This window comes from Enterobacter bugandensis, assembly GCF_900324475.1.
GTDB classification, from domain to species: Bacteria; Pseudomonadota; Gammaproteobacteria; order Enterobacterales; family Enterobacteriaceae; genus Enterobacter; species Enterobacter bugandensis.
Genome location: NZ_LT992502.1, coordinates 2,951,931 through 2,967,826 on the forward strand (window position 1 = coordinate 2,951,931; position 15,896 = coordinate 2,967,826).

Sequence of the window (15,896 nt, forward strand, 5' to 3'; positions counted from 1 at the left end):
CTGGATGCAGTGCATTCAGCCGTCCACTCGTCTGTCACGCAGAACGTACTCTCTAATCAGATCAGTCCCGTAGCCGCCGCATAACAGGCAATCTGCGTCTTGTTTGGCGCGTTAAATTTTTTCTGCATATTCTTCTGATGGAAGTTAACCGTATTCTCTGAAATAGAGAGAATGATCGCTATTTCCGCCGACGTCTTCCCTTCCGCGGTCCATTTCAGAATTTCTCGTTCGCGTTTGCTGAATTTCATCTCAGGCGGCATAACCATCTTATCTTCAAAACGCAGCAGCGCGGTTAATGCCATTTGCACCAGCATCTGCAGCCGCAGCTCTATTTCCTCGCCGGCAAACGGTCCTTCCTGTGCGCGAGTACGGGAAACTGAGAGGAAGCCGAGCGCATGATTAGGCAGCATCAAACACTGAGTTATTCCCGAACGTAGACCGAAGTCCTGCGCCCTATGCCATAATTCCTGAGCATCCGCAAATAATTCGTCCGTCCAGGGTAAATGCCCCTGAATGAAATTCTCCGGCTTTAGCACCGGATCGATGGTGAAATAGTTCTCTGATTGATATTGCGCCAGCCACTGTTGCGGATAAGTGGCATGCACAGCAATTTTAGGCCGCGTAAACGGCACCGGATGGCGCACACAGAGTGAGTAATAATCGAATTCCAGCGCCTGAGTTTGTCGCTGAAGTTCATGATATACCTCGGCGGCACAGGTCAATTCCTGAAACCGCAGGGAGCAATCCCGTCGCCAGGTGAAAAAGTCTGAATCCTTCATACTTACTAAAAGAAGCCTCTGAAAAGATAATCATTATTATGGTGAATATAACCTAACACATAAAACTTATTTCTAACTACAAAATATCGGCACTAGCACAATTAACTGTGCTATGGATAAGGATTATTCTGTTCGAGTAGAATAAAAGAACACCATTTAAGGCGATGAGCGAGAATAATTTGCTCCAGAAGAACTTTCTGGAGCAAATGAGTACATAAATGCTACTGCATAAGGAATTTTTCCAGGAACTGACGGGTTCGCGGTTGCTGAGGGTTAGCAAATAAGCTTTTCGCCGGTCCCTGCTCCACAATCCGCCCCTGGTCCATAAAGATGGCTCTATCCGCCACGTCGCGCGCAAAGCTCATTTCATGGGTCACGATAACCATCGTGCGTTTTTCCTGCGCCAGCTGGCGGATGGTGTTCAGCACCTCACCCACCAGTTCTGGATCGAGCGCGGAGGTCGGTTCATCAAACAGGATCACGTCAGGGCGCATCGCCAGCGCGCGCGCGATGGCCACGCGCTGCTGCTGCCCGCCCGACAGGCGGCGCGGATAGCTGGTCTCTTTCCCTGCCAGCCCGACTTTGGAGAGCAACTCGCGGGCGCGTGCCGTCGCTTCCTCTTTGGGCTCACCTTTTACAATGACCGGTCCTTCAATAATATTTTCCAGCACCGTGCGGTGCGGGAATAGATTGAAGCTCTGGAACACAAAGCCAACATGCTGACGCAGGCGGCGAATCAACCCTTTCTGCTGGCTGATGGATTTACCGGCATCAATCGTTATCTCCCCAACCCGAATGGTGCCCCCTTCCGGCTGCTCAAGCAGGTTGATACTACGCAGCAGCGTGGTTTTCCCCGACCCGCTCGGGCCAATAATCGCCACGACTTCGCCCTGCTCAACTTCCAGGTCGATGCCGTGGAGCACCGTTTGCCCGTGGAATTTTTTCACCAGGTTTTTGACGTCAATTGCACTCATTTTGGATCACGCTCCTGGCGGTTAAGCTGGTTTTCAAAGTAGTTTTGCAGAGCAGACAACACCGTCGCCATCACCCAGTAGATCAGCGAGGCGGCCAGATACATGGTGAAAACTTCAAGGGTGCGCGAGGTAATGAGCTGCGCCTGACGGAACAGCTCCGGCACCTGGATGGTTGCCGCCAGAGAGGTATCTTTCACCAGGCTAATGAAGCTGTTGCTCAGCGGCGGAAGCGCTACCCGCGCCGCCTGCGGCAGAATGGCGCGTCGCAGCGTCTGCCACGGCGTCATCCCGATACTGGCCGCCGCTTCCCACTGGCCTTTATCAATCGACGAGATCGCCGCGCGCAGGGTTTCGGAGGTATAGGCCGCCGTGTTAAGCGACAGGCCAATCATCGCCGCCGGGATGGGATCCAGCTCGATGCCGAACTGCGGTAAACCGTAGTAGATCATAAAGAGCTGAGCGATAAGCGGCGTACCGCGAAACACGGAAATATAAAAGCGCGCCAGCCAGCGTACCGGCAGGATGGGCGACATGCGCATTAAGGCCAGTACAAAGCCCAGCACAAGACCGAAGAACATCCCGCCGATACTGAGCTGTAGCGTGAATACCGCACCTTTCAGCAGGAATGGCAGGGAATCAATAACCAGTTGAATACTTTCTTGCATTATTATTTTTCGACCTGATTTTTAGACATGAGGATGATAAGCAAACAGCGCGGGCGCCCCGCCGGTGTGCACAAATAAAATCGGCCCTTCATCCTTAAAGCGTTTCTGCGCAATGCCATCGATAAGCCCGGCCATCGCTTTACCCGTATAGACCGGATCGAGCAGTATACCTTCAAGGCGCGCCAGCAGCTTAACGGCTTCCATCCCCTCTTCATTGGGCGTACCGTAGCCCGGCGCAAAATAGTCATCCCAGAGCAGGATCTCGGCCCTGGCCTTCAGCTCCAGCTGCTCTGCCACCGCCTGTTGCAGCGCCACTACTTTTGGCTTCTGGTCCGCGACGCTGCGGGAAACCGTCACGCCAATCAGCTCGACATCCGGCAGCAGCTGTTCCAGCCCCACCGCCAGCCCGGCATGCGTGCCCGCGCTTCCGGAGGCGACAACGACCGACGAGAGGCTAACGGCGCCCTCGCACTGCTGGGCGATTTCCAGCGCGCTTTCCACATAGCCCAGCGCGCCCAGCGCGTTCGAACCGCCGACGGGAATAACGTAGGGGCGGAAACCCTGCGCTTCCAGACGCGTGGCCAGATCGTCGAGCTGTGCGGTCGGGTCGGTCAACGCATCCACCATCTCCACCTGCACGTTGAACAGGTCTAAAAGCAGGCGGTTACCGTTGGTGAGATAGTTTTCCGCCCGCGTGCCAATCGGGTTTTCCAGCAGAGCCACGCAGTGAAGCCCGAGTTTTGCCGCCACGGCGGCCGTCTGACGAACATGGTTGGACTGAATGGCCCCGGCAGTAATAAGCGTATCCGCGCCTTCGCGCAGCGCGTCAGCCGCCAGAAACTCCAGCTTGCGCAGCTTATTGCCCCCCATCGCCATCGGCGTCACGTCATCGCGCTTAATAAAAATATCGCGTCCCAGATAATCAGAAAATCGCGGCAGGTACTCCAGCGGCGTCGGCGCACCGATAAACTCCAGACGGGGAAAGCGCGTTAAATTCTGTAGTGACATGGACTCTCCGGTAACTCAGACAAAATGTGATATTTTTCATTATGCACGCAGACGCGTAAGAAATAAAAAAGGCGCTTTTAAAAGCGCCTTTTTTCCAGGTCACCGACTTATTTGGTGACGTCGGCCCCGAACCACTTCTCAGACAGCGCCTTCAGACTGCCGTCTTTCTGCATGTCAGCAATCGCGGAATCAATGGCTTTCACCAGATCCTCGTTGCCTTTACGGACGGCCACGCCGGATTCCTGACGAGAGAACGCATCACCCGCTACTGCCAGGGTATTGTTGGTTTTCTTCACCAGATCCAAAGCGGCCAGACGGTCAACCAGAATGGCGTCGATACGGCCTACGCGCAGGTCCTGATATTTCGTCGGGTCATCATCATAGGTGCGGATGTCCACGCCCTGAACGTTCTGGCGCAGCCACTCTTCGTAGTTAGTTCCCAGACCGACGCCGACTTTTTTGCCTTTCAGATCGGCAGCGGATTTAATGGAGCCTTCGTTACCTTTCTTCACCAGCGCCTGAATACCGGACACGGTGTACGGCGTGGAGAAGTCATACTTCTTCTTACGCTCGTCAGAAATGGTCACCTGGTTAATCACCACGTCAATACGTTTTGAATCCAGCGAGGCCAGCATACCGTCCCATTTGGTCGGTTTCAGGGAGGCTTTAACGCCGAGGTGCTTCGCCAGTTCTTCTGCAAATTCCACTTCAAAACCGGTCAGCTTGCCGTCATCACCCTGGAAGCTGAACGGAGGATAGGTTCCTTCCAGCCCGACCAGCAGCGTACCGCGCTCTTTTACTTTATTTAGCAGGTTTTCTGCAGCGAACGTTTTCACGCTCATGCCCGCTACCAGCGCGACGGCCATAACACCCATCAGCGCCTGACGACCCAGAAGTGCAAATTTCATAAATACCCCGATATAGTGGAATTTTTACGTAGTGTAGAGAAATCGCCTGCAACGTCAAAGGCGACTGCGCTACATCTTATTCTTTTTTAATATATATCAGAAGTTGTTCCGGCGAGCGCTTTCTGCTTCACGGAACCCGGCATTTGTACCTTATATTGCGCATACTTGCGCAGCGCAATACGGTAGTTGTTGGTGCTGGTTGCAGGCAGCCACGGCTCCAGGTTCTCGTCCAGATAACCGGTTTTCAGCAGATCGCGGGAAATGTTGTTAACGGTCAGATGTTGACCGAGGCGGCGCAGGCGAACCACATATTCGCGAACGGTGCCGTGGCTCATCTCCGTTTGTTCAAACAGGAACTGCTTGAAGCCGATGATATCGAAGAAGTCGCTTTGCTCTTTGCAGTGGAGATCGCCACAGAAACGGCAAAGCGCCACCCACTCTTTTTGCTCTTCGAGCCACGCGGCTTCATCCATTAACGTGTCGAGGCGAGAGATAGCGATTTTATTCACGATCTCGCCGCGGCGAACCAGCGTGATACGATCGAGTAATTTGTTACAGTGGGCGCAATGCGTCTGGCTGTGTTTAAAGTCTTTCAGGTAGCGGCTTAGAGGCCGTCTTTTAGATTGCTGCACCGTCATGATAACTCCTGGTTGTCAATACGTTGTGCGGCATTTTTCGGGTGATTGAATCACCTATAACTTACCCAGCTTGGTTCGTAAGCGTTTAATGGCCTGGCTGTGCAGCTGGCTAACCCGCGACTCCCCCACTTCCAGGACCGCGCCAATCTCTTTGAGATTAAGCTCTTCCTGGTAATAAAGGGTCAACACCAGCTGTTCGCGCTCGGGCAGAGCTTCAATCGCTTCCATTACGCGCTGGCGTAAATTCCCTTCCATTAAATGGTGTAACGGGTTTTCCTGCTGGTGCTCGTCCGTCACCAGCTCGATGCTATCGCCATGCTCTTCGCGCCACTCGTCATAGGAGAAGAGTTGGCTATTATTGGTATCGAGCAACATCTGACGATACTCTTCAACAGCAATGCCAAGACGTTCCGCCACTTCGGTTTCCGTTGCGTTGCGTCCCAGTTCCTGTTCCAGCTGTCCCATCGCATGCGCCACTTCGCGCGCGTTGCGGCGAACGCTGCGCGGCACCCAGTCGCGGCTGCGCAGCTCGTCCAGCATCGCACCACGAATACGCTGAACTGCGTAAGTCGTAAATGCCGTTCCTTGCAGAGCGTCGTATCGGTCAACTGCATTCAATAACCCGATACCGCCCGCCTGTAGCAGATCGTCAAGTTCCACGCTCGCCGGCAAACGCACCTGGAGGCGCAATGCTTCGTGACGCACCAGCGGGACATAACGCTGCCACAGCGAGTGTTTATCCATTACACCTTCAGCGGTATAGAGTGAATTCACGATAAACAGCCCTGCGTTAGTTGAGTTATCGGCATGATTATCCGATTCTGCAGGGCGTTCAATTGGATGAAAAAGGGGGATAAAGTGAGGTTATTCTGAGGTTGCCCGCAGCAGGGGCAACTTTTCTGGCTAAATTAACAGTTGTAACAATGAAAGATCGTCGCCCAATTTGACGCTATCTATATGTTGATGAAAGAGCTTTCCGGCTTCCTGATTATGCTGGCTCAGGGAGTGGAAGCTGTAAATAACGTCAATAATATTGTCTTGTTCAATTTTCCCCGCCGCGATGGCCTGACCGGCAAGCAGCGATTTGAGAAAATAGAACTCCGCAACGATTAAATAAAGATTATTCAACATGCTGCGGCCATTGCTCTGCGGGAAGCCCTGCTCCCAGAGCTTGTATTTAAAAAAGTTCTTAAACAGGTGATCGTTTGCCGCGATGTAACCGCCCGCCACATCGCGCCAGACGGACTCAATGTTTTCCATGACCTTTTCTGCCGAAACGGTGTCATCGACAGATTCAAACTGTTTATAAAGCTGATCAAAATAACGGTTTAATACGGCGCCACCGCGGGCCGTCGCTTTCTTCGTAAAGTAGCTTTGGATGAGCGAGATTAACGCGAATTTCAGGCTGTAGTTCTGATTAAACCCGCCTAACTCCATCTTGATTTTACCGCTCACCAGCTCGTTCACCAGCGAATAATAAACCGTTTCGAGCGTGCTGATATTCTCTTCCAGGTTTTCGAGCTTTTCAGCCACCATGAGGAATTTCACCACGGCATAAACTTGTTCTTCAACGCTCACCGCCTCAACGCTGAAGAGGTTCTGGCAGAAGAGATTGATGACCTTAATCTTCAAATCCATCGCTGGCGCATTATTCACGTCCTGCTGAACGCTGATGGATTCCATCATCGACATCGATGCCCGATCGTTCAACAGCAGTCGAGTGACTTCCGGACACGAGAGATTAAGTGATTTTTCAATTTCATTTTTATAGACCCGGTTTGTCCGCGGGAACGTCGAACAGGTCGGGCTTAAGGCCTGAGCGCCCATGGCGCTATGAATAGAACAGAGCTTTTCCGTATCCATAAACGGGCAGTTTTTACTTTCCGTATGGAAAATCACTTCGCCCCAGTTGCCGTACTGTTTTTTTGTGACTTTTATCGCCTTCTTTGCCGTGTGACGAATGGCGGCATTTTTACTGTTCAGATAGCGGTTAACGGAGGATTTATCAAACGCGATGGTCCAGCCCTGACAACAATGTTCACGGCATTCCCCACCGACACAGGAAAAATCTGCGACAAGTTTAGGCTGGGTAATAACGATCTGTTTCACGGGCGGATCCTCAAAATTCAGAGACAAAAAAACCCCGCCGAAGCGGGGTTTGATGCGTAAAATTAACGCAGCAGAGACAGAACGGTCTGTGGAACCTGGTTTGCCTGGGACAGAACAGAAGTACCAGCCTGCTGCAGGATCTGCGCGCGGGACATGTTGGAAACTTCAGTTGCGTAGTCAGCGTCCTGGATACGGGACTGAGCAGCAGACAGGTTGTTAGAGGTGTTGTTCAGGTTGTTGATTGCAGAAGTGAAGCGGTTCTGCACAGCACCCAGACCGGAACGAGCGGTATCAACTTTAGCGATAGCTTTGTCAATGGTGTCCAGATCGGTCGCAGTCATTGCTTTCAGGTCGATAGCGTTCACGCCAAGAGTCGTGGTGTCAGCTTTAGCACCGCTCAGGTCCAGATCGATGGTGTCGCCGTCGTTCACGCCAACCTGAATTTTAACCACGCCAGCAGTACCTGCAGAACCGTCCAGCAGTTTGATGCCGTTGAAGTCAGTTTTGCTGGCAACACGGTTGATTTCAGCCAGACGAGCGGTAACTTCATCCTGCAGAGAAGCCAGGTCAGACGTGCTGTTGGTGCCGTTGCTTGCCTGAACAGCCAGTTCACGAACGCGCTGCAGGTTGTTGTTGATTTCGTTCAGGGAACCTTCAGCAGTCTGCGCCATGGAGATACCGTCGTTGGCGTTACGTGCTGCCTGAGTCATGCCTTTAATCTGAGCGGTCATGCGGTTTGCAATCGCCTGGCCAGCGGCATCATCTTTCGCGCTGTTGATACGCAGACCTGAAGACAGACGCTCAATAGCAGTGCCCAGAGAAGACTGAGATTTGTTCAGGTTGTTCTGAGTAGTCAGGGACAACAGGTTAGTATTGATAACTGCCATAATTTTCTTTCCTTCAAAAATTGGGTTTTAGGTCCGGTGCCTAACACTCACAGCGTCTCTCACCGTCAACAAGGTTATCGACGGGTCCCGAAAAGACTTTAGAATCAATTTCGAAAAAATTATAACTCTATGATTATTAATGGTTTTATTTTTAAAAAATCAATTAAGGTTAATCATAAGGTTATTATTTACGGCTTTTTATTACGCGGAATATGCCAAAAAAGGCACACACTTATCTGTGTTATTGACGCACTAAAAATCGTCCCAAAGTGCAATCGTTTCATTTAACGCGCCAGGACATGCCTATTCTTTGGATTATTTTTTTCTCACCATCGTAAACTTTTACTATTCGAGGCCGATAAGAGTCCTGAACTACTTTCGTATTTAAGGAAAATATGCATGGCTACTATCAGTAACCTCGGGATAGGTTCTGCAGGACTCGGGGAATTATATAATCAGTTGGATGCAGCAGAACGAACCAAGCTGACGACGATTACTACCCAGCAATCAACGTATAACGCACAGTTAAGCGCGTACGGCAAGCTGCAGAGTGCCATGACCTCGCTGCAGACTGCGACCGCTGCGCTGGGTAAAGCGACCACATGGAACTCAACCGCAGTAAGCAGCACCAACACGGCCTTTACGGCAACCACGACCGCAGACGCATCCGTCGGCTCTTATGTGGTTAATGTCAACCAGGTGGCAAAAGCACAGGCGCTCACGACGGGCTCCTATGCCACCAACACGGAGCTGCTGGGCGATACGACCGGCACGACGCGTAAAATTACGATTACCCAGCCGGGGACTAAAACGCCTTTAGAGGTGAACCTGGCCGATGGCGATACGTCGCTTGCCGGGATCGCGAGCGCGATTAATAAAGCGAACGGCAACGTCACCGCCAGCGTAATCAAGGCGAAAGACGGCGATTACCGCCTGATGCTCTCCTCGAAAACCACCGGTACGGATGGCGAGATGACCATCAGCGTCACCGGGGACGACAAGCTGCAAAGCGTAATCGGCTACGACTCAACCGCCAAAACCGGCGCGCTGGCGGTAAATACCGCGGCCCAGAACGCGATTGTCGTTGTGAACGACATCAAGATTGAGCGTCAATCGAACACCATTTCCGATGCGCTGCCGGGGATGACCTTCACCGTGAAGGCAGAAAGTAAAGCGGATGAAATGCTGGAAGTGACGCGCGCCACGGATGCAAACCAAAAAGCCGTAACGGACTGGGTAACCGCGTATAACTCGCTGCAGTCCACCATTAACAGCCTCACCAAATATGTGCCGGTCGACGCAGGTTCTGGCAGCCAGTCCACCAGCAACGGCGCGCTGGTGGGTGATGCAAACGTGCGCGGGATCCAGTCTCAGCTGCGCGGTCTGCTGACCGAAGTTCAGGCTGGCTCCGTTCAGATCATGGCTCAGCTGGGGATTACCCAGGATCCGGTGAAAGGTGCAGACGGTACGGTCGGTAACCTCAAAGTGGATTCCGATAAGCTGAAAAAAGCGCTGACCGACAACCCGACCGCCGTACAGCAGTACTTTATCGGTGACGGAAAGAAAACCGGTCTGGCGACTCAGATGAACAACACGCTGACCACCATGCTCAGCACCAGCACCGGCAGCGCGGGCGTGATCCAGAACGCGAAAGACGGTATCAACAAAACGCTGAAAACCTTGGGCGAACGTTACGACTCTATGGAAGCCACTATTGATGCCACCATGGCGCGTTACAAAGCGCAGTTCACCAGCCTGGACGTATTAGTCACCAAAATGACCAGTACGGCCAACTATCTGACCCAACAGTTCTCACAAAAATAGTCGTAGCCTTCAGGAGTGGATATGTATAAGACCTCTGGTGTTCAATCCTATCAGCAGATAGGAGTAGAAAGCGCAGTTATGAATGCCAGTCCACACCAGCTGATTGTCATGTTGTTCGACGGGGCGCATAGCGCCCTCGTCCGCGCGCGTTTGTTCATGGAAGCCGGACAAATTCGTGAAAAAGGCGAAGCGTTATCGAAAGCCATTAACATCATCGACAACGGTTTAAAAGCAGGACTGAACATGGAGGTTGAGAGCGAGCTGTCCAGTAATCTTGCCTCCTTGTACGAATATATGGTTCGACGTTTATTACTGGCGAACGTCAGTAATGACGTAGACGCAATTGTTGAAGTCGAGGGTTTATTAAACAACATTGCGGATGCGTGGAAGCAAATCGGCCCCAATGCGTCCTCTATTTCAGGATAATTTTGATGAATAATCCCAGCGCAGCGCTTAGCCACTGGCAGGCGTTACATGCTCAGAGCATTGCTATGCTAAATCTCGCACATTCTGGTCAATGGGATGCGCTTATTGAGCAGGAAATGCATTACGTTCAACTGGTGGAAAGGATTTCGCAAACGCCCATCATGTCATGCCCCCCGGCTCAGGTTGAGCAAGCGCGTGCGCTGCTGGAGATGATCCTCGACAATGAGAATACGTTAAAGGCGCTGCTGAAAGTGCGGATGGACGAACTGCGTAATCTCATCGATCAGACCGGCAAACAGCAATCCATCACCTCTACCTATGGAAAGCTGTCAGGGAATATTCTTTATCCAGAAAGTGTTACCCGCGACACACAATTATGATTTCTTCATCCATACTCCAGAAGTCTGCCATATGGCTTCTGGAGCACGGACGATGAAAAACCCCACCCTGTTACAATGCTTTCACTGGTATTACCCCGCTGGCGGTGAATTGTGGCGAGAAGTCACGGCGTTAGCCCCCAATCTTAATGAAATCGGCATCAACATGATCTGGCTGCCGCCCGCGTATAAAGGGGCTTCCGGCGGGTATTCGGTTGGCTATGACTCTTACGATCTGTTTGACCTCGGCGAGTTTGACCAGAAAGGCAGTATCGCCACGAAATATGGTGACAAAGCGCAGCTGCTGGAAGCCATTGACGCCCTCAAAAGCAACGAGATTGCCGTCCTGCTGGACGTGGTGGTGAATCACAAAATGGGGGCTGATGAGAAAGAGCCTGTCCGCGTGCAGCGCGTGAACGAACAGGACCGTACACAAATTGATGATGAAATCATCGAGTGTGAGGCCTGGACTCGCTACACCTTCCCCGCCCGCGCCGGGCAATACTCGCAGTTTATCTGGGATTACAAATGCTTTAGCGGCGTCGACCATATTGAAAACCCGGATGAAGACGGGATCTTTAAAATCGTCAACGACTACACCGGCGAAGGCTGGAATGACCAGGTCGATGATGAGATGGGTAACTTCGATTACCTGATGGGCGAAAACATCGACTTTCGCAATCACGCCGTCACCGAGGAGATCAAATACTGGGCCCGCTGGGTCATGGAACAGACGCGCTGCGACGGTTTTCGTCTGGACGCCGTCAAGCATATTCCCGCCTGGTTTTACAAAGAGTGGATTGAGCACGTTCAGGAAGTGGCCGAACAGCCGTTGTTTATCGTGGCGGAATACTGGTCTCACGAGGTGGATAAACTTCAGGCCTATATTGACCAGGTCGACGGTAAAACCATGCTGTTTGATGCCCCCCTGCAGATGAAATTCCACGAAGCGTCGCGCCAGGGACGAGATTACGACATGAGCCAGATCTTTACCGGCACGCTGGTGGAGGCCGACCCGTTCCATGCGGTGACCCTCGTCGCGAACCATGACACGCAGCCTCTGCAGGCGCTGGAAGCCCCGGTCGAGGCCTGGTTTAAACCGCTGGCGTACGCGCTGATCCTGCTGCGGGAAAACGGCGTGCCGAGCGTCTTCTATCCGGATCTGTTCGGCGCAAGCTATGACGATACGGGAGGGGACGGTGAAACGTACCATATTGATATGCCGGTGATTGAGCAGCTTCACGAGCTTATCCTCGCCCGCCAGCGCTTTGCCCACGGCGTGCAGACGCTCTTTTTTGACCATCCAAACTGCATCGCCTTCATCCGCAGCGGCACGGAAGACGATCCCGGCTGCGTGGTGGTGATGTCGAACGGCGACGACGGCGAGAAGGTAATTTGCCTGGGGGAAAACTACGGCAACAAAACGTGGCGTGATTTTCTCGGCAATCGTGAAGAAACGGTCACCACGGCGGCGGATGGCGAAGGCACCTTTACCTGTAAAGGGGGAAGCGTCAGCGTGTGGGTGATTGAGGATGCGTTGTAAAAACAATGCCGGGTGGCGCTGACGCTTACCCGGCACAAAAACGGCTACGGTAGTTTACTCTCCAGCGGGTTTTTGCTCAGGTAGTCAGCACACTCCACCGTCGGGCGGGCAACCTTTTGCAGCTCCATCCCGTCATACTCAAGCGTAGCGCCGTCGCGATCCAGCGGATAGATATCCAGCTTACGGGTCACGTTGTAATAGCTGTCTGAGCGCAGCATGACCTTACCCGGTACGGCAATCACGCGCTGCCACTGGCGGCAGTCCAGCGTATCACCCTCTTCCGTCACCACCAGCGTGGCAATTGCTTCAGGGCTGACCAGACTGCTCTGAGGCCCTTTCGACTGCCAGTATCCCGCCAGGTTCGCGGGGACGGGATGCTTGATCACGTCATTATAGTTATCGACCTGAACGCACCCGGTCAGTGCCAGCAGCGCGCCAGCAATTGCTATTTTTTTCATCATCTTTCCTGCATTCGAAGAAAAAAATATTGTGGCATTAAAGCGCAGAGGCTGCCAGCGAAGTTCGACAGGTCTTAGACCGGTATATAAATGTTATGAGCGAACATTTTTCATAATCAACAAAGGTCTGGTCGACCTTCATGATCGTCGAGTGCGTGCTGTCCATTGGAATGAGCTGGACTGGTTGGGCGCAGCTCACGACCACGAAAGCAGATGAGCGGTGAGCTGTACTGCCGCAACGAAGACGGTGTGTATGTCTGCAGTGCGTGGCATGATCATTTGTAAAATCAACTGTATAAATATGCTGCGTGGTTAAACATGAGGGTCGATCAAGTGAATGCCAGATGCTACAATTCGGACTTTTCTGAATTTACTGATTTCTCAAATGTTCAAGTTATTCGCCAGATACACATCAATAGGTGTAATAAACACGCTAATTCATTGGGTCGTCTTTGCTGTATGCATATACGCATTCCACACAGGACAGGCGCTTGGCAACTTTGCCGGATTCGTTGTCGCTGTGTCGTTCAGCTTCTTCGCCAATGCAAAATTCACTTTTAAATCTTCCACAACAACCATCCGCTACATGCTTTACGTAGGTTTTATGGGCACATTGAGTGCCGCTTTTGGCTGGTGTGCAGACAAATCAGGCATAGCTCCTGTCATCACATTAATCGTGTTCTCCGCCATCAGTTTGGTGTGCGGGTTTGTATATTCAAAGTTCGTTGTATTCAGGGATGCTAAATGAAAATTTCACTGGTTGTTCCAGTTTTTAATGAAGAGGATGCAATTCCGATTTTCTACAAAGCCGTGCGGGAGTTTGAAGAGCTTAAGCAACATGAAGTCGAGATAGTGTTCATTAATGACGGCAGCAAAGATTGTACAGAATCAATTATTAACGCACTTGCCCTTGCCGATCCGCTTGTAGTTCCGCTGTCCTTCACTCGCAACTTTGGTAAAGAACCTGCGCTGTTCGCAGGTCTGGATCACGCTAGCGGAGAAGCTATTATTCCGATTGATGTTGACCTGCAGGACCCTATTGAAGTCATTCCACACCTGATAGAGAAGTGGCAGGCCGGAGCAGATATGGTGCTTGCCAAACGCTCCGATCGCTCTACAGATGGCCGTCTGAAGCGCAAGACCGCCGAGTGGTTTTATAAGCTACATAACAAAATCAGCAATCCGCAAATCGAAGAAAATGTTGGAGACTTCCGCCTGATGTCCCGCGAGGTCGTGGAAAATATTCAGCTCATGCCAGAGCGCAACTTGTTCATGAAGGGCGTGCTGAGTTGGGTTGGCGGGCGTACTGATGTCGTGGAGTATGCACGCGCTGAGCGCGTTGCCGGCAGCACTAAATTTAACGGCTGGAAACTGTGGAATCTTGCACTTGAGGGAATAACAAGTTTCTCTACCTTCCCGTTAAGGGTTTGGATGTATATAGGCTTCATAATTGCATCTATTTCATTCTTATACGGCGCATGGATGACTTTGCAAACATTAATTATAGGCAATCCGATAAAAGGGTACACATCCCTATTGGTATCCATCCTGTTTATCGGCGGCGTTCAATTAATCGGCATTGGTGTTTTAGGTGAATATATAGGGCGCATCTATATCGAAACCAAAAAAAGACCACGCTATTGTTTAAAACGGAATAAAGAAAAATGATTTCCAAAAATAATCTGTTAGTTCTAATTATTATTTTTTTACTTATGTTGGTGCCATATTTACACACACCAGTATTGTCAGATGATTATTATTATTATTTTCATGCCAGCCTTCAAGAGCAAATCGGTCATTATTTAGTCTGGAGTGGAAGGCTAATTACTAACATATTTAGCTCATATATGCTCAAATATGTCAATCATGATATCTATCAGTCTTTGACAGCTGCTGCGCTAGTTGCCAGCGTTTATCTTATTGCAGCGATACCATCTGCGTTATTTGATGGCAAGCCAAAACCTAGCGCTATTTCGATAGTAATTATCTTTTTAGCTCTTTGGATATCAAATCCAGCGCTTGGTGAAACTTTCTTCTGGTTTGTTGGCGCATCGAACTATCTATGGCCTATATTTTACATATCTTTATTTTTCGTTATTCTCGCTCGACAAAGAAAACCACATACATTACTTAGTTATTCTGGGGGGATATTAGTTGGTTTTTTGGCAGGTTGTTCAAACGAAAACACGTGCATTGTCGCAACGATACTGACAGTTTTATATTCTATTTGTTTTAACCGCTTTAAACTGTCGGCACCCTATTTGATTGGGATTATCTTGGGTTCTGCGGTGCTTTTATTCAGTCCAGGCTCTGCCATCAGATCGTCTTATTTTAAAGATTGGCACTCATTAACATTAATAGAAAAACTTGATCTACATTTATTTGAAAGACTTCCTGCAGCGCTGGATAGCTTATGGCCAATATTTCTAATCATCATTTTCATTGCACTTTCATTTGGACTACTCAAAATAGAATCAAGGGGTTCATTAATTTGTGCACTAGCATTTTTCATTGGTGGGATGTTGTGTGACCTTGCATTTGTTGCTTCACCATACATGCCTGAAAGATCTGGTATTGGTGCCTTATTTATGTTTTTAATAACCCTTTCTTTTTTAATTTACTCTGCTAATTTTTCAAATGAAAAAATATATAAAAACTCGATATTTAGTATTTTCATTGTGTTCGCTATGACTTACTTTGTACCCTCTTACGGCCTGATTTCCTATTCTAGTATAAGAGCGTCAAAGCAAGATGCAATACGCATGGCGATGTTAACACAGCAAATCAACGAAGGAAAAAAAGAGATCGTAATACCTGACTTTTACCTTAACCGACTTTTAAAAAAATCAGATGGTTTCCCTACTTTCAAGAACTCATATATGTTTAATTATTTTAAAGTAGATAAAATCATTGAAGAGCCAATTAATTTCGATTACTCAATCATTGACTTACTTCCCAAGAGAGACGTCAATGCAAAATTAAATGAAGGCATAACATTGAAATCGATTTATTTTTACACTGATAAATTATCAGGTAAAAATAAGCTTATATATCGTATCTCGGGTGACATAAATGTTTATTTGATGAATAACACCGCCATTTTTTCTCATGTTACTTTAAAAAATAATGATAACATAAACATGGATACTATAATTAAGGCAATTAAAGTAGGGAGTGATTGGTATACTTATAGTGATGCAGGAAAGTTAGATTTATCAGAAATAAGTAAAATCAATATCGGAATGTACACTACTGATCCAGTAAAAATACTATCTAGTAATTATTTAGAATTTAAATAAT

At 49.8% G+C, this 15,896-nt stretch carries 17 protein-coding genes; 7 read left to right on the plus strand and 10 right to left on the minus strand.

Annotated elements, in window-relative coordinates:
• Positions 1-56: 56 nt before the first annotated feature.
• From sdiA to DG357_RS14435, 9 genes are all read right to left on the minus strand, one after another.
• The gene (sdiA, locus tag DG357_RS14395) at positions 57-779 is read right to left on the minus strand and encodes a transcriptional regulator SdiA (RefSeq protein ID WP_028013675.1); all 723 of its coding nucleotides are present in this window, start codon (positions 777-779) and stop codon (positions 57-59) included.
• Between the two features lie 221 nt (positions 780-1,000).
• Positions 1,001-1,753, minus strand: coding sequence for an L-cystine ABC transporter ATP-binding protein TcyN (tcyN, locus tag DG357_RS14400; RefSeq protein ID WP_088205076.1), 753 nt, complete (start codon positions 1,751-1,753; stop codon positions 1,001-1,003).
• Entirely contained in the window at positions 1,750-2,418 is a 669-nt protein-coding gene (tcyL, locus tag DG357_RS14405) for a cystine ABC transporter permease (protein WP_028013677.1), read from the minus strand. Before tcyL ends, tcyN begins: the two co-directional genes overlap by 4 nt.
• 21 nt (positions 2,419-2,439) lie before the next feature.
• Positions 2,440-3,426: a D-cysteine desulfhydrase gene (gene dcyD / locus DG357_RS14410; protein ID WP_048956501.1), complete on the minus strand. Its 987-nt coding sequence runs from the start codon at positions 3,424-3,426 to the stop codon at positions 2,440-2,442.
• 107 nt (positions 3,427-3,533) lie between these two features.
• On the minus strand, positions 3,534-4,334 hold the full coding sequence (tcyJ, locus tag DG357_RS14415) for a cystine ABC transporter substrate-binding protein (RefSeq protein ID WP_028013679.1): 801 nt from the start codon (positions 4,332-4,334) through the stop codon (positions 3,534-3,536).
• Between the two features lie 86 nt (positions 4,335-4,420).
• A complete protein-coding gene (gene fliZ / locus DG357_RS14420) occupies positions 4,421-4,972 on the minus strand; it encodes a flagella biosynthesis regulatory protein FliZ (RefSeq protein WP_061097767.1) in 552 nt (183 codons plus the stop codon).
• Between the two features lie 54 nt (positions 4,973-5,026).
• The gene (locus tag DG357_RS14425) at positions 5,027-5,746 is read right to left on the minus strand and encodes an RNA polymerase sigma factor FliA (protein WP_014170714.1); all 720 of its coding nucleotides are present in this window, start codon (positions 5,744-5,746) and stop codon (positions 5,027-5,029) included.
• A gap of 129 nt (positions 5,747-5,875) precedes the next feature.
• Positions 5,876-7,081 (minus strand): flagellin lysine-N-methylase, encoded by a 1,206-nt coding sequence (fliB, locus tag DG357_RS14430; RefSeq protein ID WP_088205077.1) that lies wholly within the window; start codon positions 7,079-7,081, stop codon positions 5,876-5,878.
• A gap of 62 nt (positions 7,082-7,143) precedes the next feature.
• The gene (locus DG357_RS14435; protein WP_047362882.1) at positions 7,144-7,968 is read right to left on the minus strand and encodes a flagellin N-terminal helical domain-containing protein; all 825 of its coding nucleotides are present in this window, start codon (positions 7,966-7,968) and stop codon (positions 7,144-7,146) included.
• A 399-nt stretch (positions 7,969-8,367) separates the two neighbouring features.
• On the opposite strand from DG357_RS14435, the gene fliD reads away from it, so the two are divergent.
• From fliD to amyA, 4 genes are read left to right on the plus strand one after another with little or no spacing between them, the layout of a single operon-like run.
• A complete protein-coding gene (gene fliD / locus DG357_RS14440; protein WP_048961150.1) occupies positions 8,368-9,792 on the plus strand; it encodes a flagellar filament capping protein FliD in 1,425 nt (474 codons plus the stop codon).
• Between the two features lie 21 nt (positions 9,793-9,813).
• Positions 9,814-10,218, plus strand: coding sequence for a flagellar export chaperone FliS (gene fliS, locus DG357_RS14445; protein WP_045260346.1), 405 nt, complete (start codon positions 9,814-9,816; stop codon positions 10,216-10,218).
• A gap of 5 nt (positions 10,219-10,223) precedes the next feature.
• Positions 10,224-10,598: a flagella biosynthesis regulatory protein FliT gene (fliT, locus tag DG357_RS14450; RefSeq protein ID WP_045260347.1), complete on the plus strand. Its 375-nt coding sequence runs from the start codon at positions 10,224-10,226 to the stop codon at positions 10,596-10,598.
• A 52-nt stretch (positions 10,599-10,650) separates the two neighbouring features.
• On the plus strand, positions 10,651-12,138 hold the full coding sequence (amyA, locus tag DG357_RS14455; RefSeq protein WP_088205078.1) for an alpha-amylase: 1,488 nt from the start codon (positions 10,651-10,653) through the stop codon (positions 12,136-12,138).
• Between the two features lie 44 nt (positions 12,139-12,182).
• On the opposite strand, the gene yedD is transcribed toward amyA, so the two are convergent.
• On the minus strand, positions 12,183-12,596 hold the full coding sequence (gene yedD, locus DG357_RS14460) for a lipoprotein YedD (RefSeq protein ID WP_028013694.1): 414 nt from the start codon (positions 12,594-12,596) through the stop codon (positions 12,183-12,185).
• A gap of 385 nt (positions 12,597-12,981) precedes the next feature.
• Between yedD and DG357_RS14465 the strand changes: the two genes are divergently transcribed.
• Genes DG357_RS14465 through DG357_RS14475 form a run of 3 tightly spaced genes read left to right on the plus strand, consistent with a single transcriptional unit; the run spans position 12,982 to position 15,895 of the window.
• The gene (locus DG357_RS14465) at positions 12,982-13,344 is read left to right on the plus strand and encodes a GtrA family protein (RefSeq protein ID WP_028013695.1); all 363 of its coding nucleotides are present in this window, start codon (positions 12,982-12,984) and stop codon (positions 13,342-13,344) included.
• Positions 13,341-14,264 (plus strand): glycosyltransferase family 2 protein, encoded by a 924-nt coding sequence (locus tag DG357_RS14470; RefSeq protein ID WP_088205079.1) that lies wholly within the window; start codon positions 13,341-13,343, stop codon positions 14,262-14,264. Before DG357_RS14465 ends, DG357_RS14470 begins: the two co-directional genes overlap by 4 nt.
• Positions 14,261-15,895, plus strand: a complete 1,635-nt coding sequence (locus DG357_RS14475; protein WP_088205080.1) for a DUF6056 family protein — start codon at positions 14,261-14,263, stop codon at positions 15,893-15,895. The genes DG357_RS14470 and DG357_RS14475 overlap by 4 nt, the downstream gene beginning before the upstream one ends.
• Position 15,896 lies beyond the last annotated feature (1 nt).

What these genes read in the sequence shown, in the direction of transcription:
- sdiA (WP_028013675.1), bottom strand. Translation starts at nt 779, where the DNA reads ATGAAGGATTCAGACTTTTTCACCTGGCGACGGGATTGCTCCCTGCGG.
- tcyN (WP_088205076.1), bottom strand. Translation starts at nt 1,753, where the DNA reads ATGAGTGCAATTGACGTCAAAAACCTGGTGAAAAAATTCCACGGGCAA.
- tcyL (WP_028013677.1), bottom strand. Translation starts at nt 2,418, where the DNA reads ATGCAAGAAAGTATTCAACTGGTTATTGATTCCCTGCCATTCCTGCTG.
- dcyD (WP_048956501.1), bottom strand. Translation starts at nt 3,426, where the DNA reads ATGTCACTACAGAATTTAACGCGCTTTCCCCGTCTGGAGTTTATCGGT.
- tcyJ (WP_028013679.1), bottom strand. Translation starts at nt 4,334, where the DNA reads ATGAAATTTGCACTTCTGGGTCGTCAGGCGCTGATGGGTGTTATGGCC.
- fliZ (WP_061097767.1), bottom strand. Translation starts at nt 4,972, where the DNA reads ATGACGGTGCAGCAATCTAAAAGACGGCCTCTAAGCCGCTACCTGAAA.
- DG357_RS14435 (WP_047362882.1), bottom strand. Translation starts at nt 7,968, where the DNA reads ATGGCAGTTATCAATACTAACCTGTTGTCCCTGACTACTCAGAACAAC.
- fliD (WP_048961150.1), top strand. Translation starts at nt 8,368, where the DNA reads ATGGCTACTATCAGTAACCTCGGGATAGGTTCTGCAGGACTCGGGGAA.
- fliS (WP_045260346.1), top strand. Translation starts at nt 9,814, where the DNA reads ATGTATAAGACCTCTGGTGTTCAATCCTATCAGCAGATAGGAGTAGAA.
- fliT (WP_045260347.1), top strand. Translation starts at nt 10,224, where the DNA reads ATGAATAATCCCAGCGCAGCGCTTAGCCACTGGCAGGCGTTACATGCT.
- amyA (WP_088205078.1), top strand. Translation starts at nt 10,651, where the DNA reads ATGAAAAACCCCACCCTGTTACAATGCTTTCACTGGTATTACCCCGCT.
- yedD (WP_028013694.1), bottom strand. Translation starts at nt 12,596, where the DNA reads ATGAAAAAAATAGCAATTGCTGGCGCGCTGCTGGCACTGACCGGGTGC.
- DG357_RS14465 (WP_028013695.1), top strand. Translation starts at nt 12,982, where the DNA reads ATGTTCAAGTTATTCGCCAGATACACATCAATAGGTGTAATAAACACG.
- DG357_RS14470 (WP_088205079.1), top strand. Translation starts at nt 13,341, where the DNA reads ATGAAAATTTCACTGGTTGTTCCAGTTTTTAATGAAGAGGATGCAATT.
- DG357_RS14475 (WP_088205080.1), top strand. Translation starts at nt 14,261, where the DNA reads ATGATTTCCAAAAATAATCTGTTAGTTCTAATTATTATTTTTTTACTT.